Here is a 2,455-nt window from a genome sequence, read left to right on the forward strand (position 1 = left end):
CGCCGAGCTTGTCGGCGAGCGGCTCGATGTACTTGGCAAAATTCTCGCGGCTCTGCATGGCGCGGCCACCGGAGACGATGATCTTGGCCGAGGTCAGCTCGGGACGGTCGCTCTTGGCGACCTCCTCGCCGACGAAGGACGACAGGGCCGGATCGGCCGCCGCCGCCACGGTCTCGACCGGTGCGCTGCCACCCTCGCCGGCTGCGGCGAAGGTGGAGGTCCGCACCGTGATGACCTTCTTGGCGTCCTTGGACTTCACGGTCTGGATGGCGTTGCCGGCATAGATCGGGCGCTCATAGGTGTCGGGGGCGACCACCTTGATGATTTCCGAGACCTGCATGACGTCGAGCAGGGCGGCGACGCGCGGCATCACGTTCTTGAAGCGCGAGGTCGCGGGCGCGACGATCGCATCGTAGCCGGAAGCCAGCGAAACGATCAGCGCGGCAAGCGGCTCGGCAAGATCGTGCGCGTAGAGCTCGCCATCGGCGAGCAGCACTTTCTTGACGCCGGCAAGCTTGGCAGCGGCGTCCGCCGCGGCCTTGGCGTTCTGGCCGGCAACGAGGACCTCGACGTCCGCGCCGAGCGCGGCAGCCGCGGTCAGGGCCTTGTTGGTCGCATCCTTGAGCGACGCATTGTCGTGTTCGGCAATCAGCAGCGTCGTCATCAGAGCACCCCGGCTTCGTTCTTGAGTTTCGACACCAGCTCGGCGACGTCCTTGACCTTGACGCCCGCCTTGCGGCCGGCCGGCTCCGTCGTCTTGACGACCTCGAGACGCGGAGCGACGTCGACGCCGTAATCGGCGACGGTCTTGTCCGCGATCGGCTTCTTCTTGGCCTTCATGATGTTCGGCAGCGAAGCATAACGCGGCTCGTTGAGACGCAGATCGGTGGTGACGATCGTCGGTCCCTTCAGCTTCACGGTCTGGAGACCGCCATCGACTTCACGGGTGACCTTGAAGTCAGAACCTTCGACCTCGAGCTTCGAAGCGAAGGTCGCCTGCGACCAACCGAGCAGCGCAGCCAGCATCTGGCCGGTCTGGTTGCTGTCGTCGTCGATCGCCTGCTTGCCGAGAATGATCAGGCCGGGCTGCTCTTCTTCCGCAACCTTCTTCAGGATTTTGGCGACCGCGAGCGGCTCGACCGCGCCCTCGGCCTTCACCAGGATGCCGCGATCGGCGCCCATGGCAAGACCCGTGCGGATCGTCTCCGACGCCTGCGCCGGTCCAATGGAAACCACCACGACTTCGGTCGCCTTGCCGGCTTCCTTCAGGCGCAGCGCTTCCTCGACCGCGATTTCGTCGAACGGGTTCATCGACATCTTGACGTTGGCGAGTTCAACGCCCGATCCATCGCTCTTGACGCGGACCTTGACGTTGTAATCGACCACCCGCTTTACCGGCACTAAGACCTTCATCGATCCTCTTTCACTCAATTTAGGAGGGGGGTTATCAACTGGCGCGGAACCTAAAGGCCCGATCTGCCCCGGTCAACGCGCGAACGGGCCTAATTTTAGCCCTCTGAAATGCGAGAGCTCGATGGGTCAGCGGTTCTGGCCCGGAACCCAGAGCACGTCGCCGGCGCCGTTCCCGTTGGCGGCTCGGCTGGCCACGAACAGGAAGTCCGACAGGCGGTTCATATATTGGATGCCAGCCGCGCTGACCTGCTCCCCGGGTCGGGCAGCCAGTTCCACGATCACCCGTTCCGCCCTGCGGCATATTGTTCGGGCGACGTGGAGATGGGCCGCAGTCGGCGTGCCGCCGGGAAGCACGAAGGAGGTCAGCGGTGCGAGCTTGTCGTTGAGCGCATCGATGTCGCGCTCGAGCCGTTCGACCTGGCTCGCCACCACCCGCAGGCGCTCGGCTTTGCCTTCACGCTCCGGGACCGCAAGGTCGGCGCCAAGATCGAACAGATCGTTCTGGATGCGGCCCAGCATCGCATCGAGCTCGGGCGCATCCTGGGCATGGAGCCGCACCACGCCGATCGCGGCATTGGTTTCGTCGACCGTGCCATAGGCCTCGATCCGCAGATCGTATTTTGGGCGGCGCTCGCCCGAGCCGAGCGCCGTCGTGCCGTCGTCACCGGTCTTCGTGTAGATGCGATTCAGTATGACCATGATTACCGTCCCATCGCCCAGACCGCGAGCATTGCGATGACGATCGCCACGAACTGAAGCAGCACGCGCCAGCGCATCAGCTTCTGCGAAGTGTTGGGCGAGCCGCCGCGCATCATGTTGATGAGCCCGAGCAGCAGCACCAACGCCACGGCGCCGGCTGCCGCCGGCAGGATGAAAGTTGTCAGGAGAGATGCCATTGGGGGGGGGTGATAACACCGTGCGCGCCGGTCCGCCATGGCGTTCCCGATCTGGCTTTTATGCCCATAATATCAGAAGCTCATGAGATGATTTCCGATTTGCGCGAATGGCCCTTCCGCTTCCCTTCTCCCCGCTTGCGGGGAGA

General features: G+C 64.2%; 4 protein-coding genes. All 4 read right to left on the reverse strand.

Annotation, left to right across the window (positions count from 1 at the left end):
* Positions 1-664: electron transfer flavoprotein subunit alpha/FixB family protein (locus AABA86_RS33670; protein WP_338309805.1), on the reverse strand; the 664-nt coding region annotated here is incomplete at its 3' end.
* On the reverse strand, positions 664-1,413 hold the full coding sequence (locus AABA86_RS33675) for an electron transfer flavoprotein subunit beta/FixA family protein (protein ID WP_212247215.1): 750 nt from the start codon (positions 1,411-1,413) through the stop codon (positions 664-666). The genes AABA86_RS33670 and AABA86_RS33675, both read right to left, overlap by 1 nt.
* A gap of 126 nt (positions 1,414-1,539) precedes the next feature.
* The gene (locus AABA86_RS33680) at positions 1,540-2,112 is read right to left on the reverse strand and encodes a cob(I)yrinic acid a,c-diamide adenosyltransferase (RefSeq protein ID WP_338309806.1); all 573 of its coding nucleotides are present in this window, start codon (positions 2,110-2,112) and stop codon (positions 1,540-1,542) included.
* A 2-nt stretch (positions 2,113-2,114) separates the two neighbouring features.
* The gene (locus AABA86_RS33685; RefSeq protein ID WP_028139921.1) at positions 2,115-2,309 is read right to left on the reverse strand and encodes a twin transmembrane helix small protein; all 195 of its coding nucleotides are present in this window, start codon (positions 2,307-2,309) and stop codon (positions 2,115-2,117) included.
* Positions 2,310-2,455 lie beyond the last annotated feature (146 nt).

It is taken from the genome of Bradyrhizobium sp. TM233, assembly GCF_036247965.1.
GTDB lineage: Bacteria > Pseudomonadota > Alphaproteobacteria > Rhizobiales > Xanthobacteraceae > Bradyrhizobium > Bradyrhizobium ottawaense.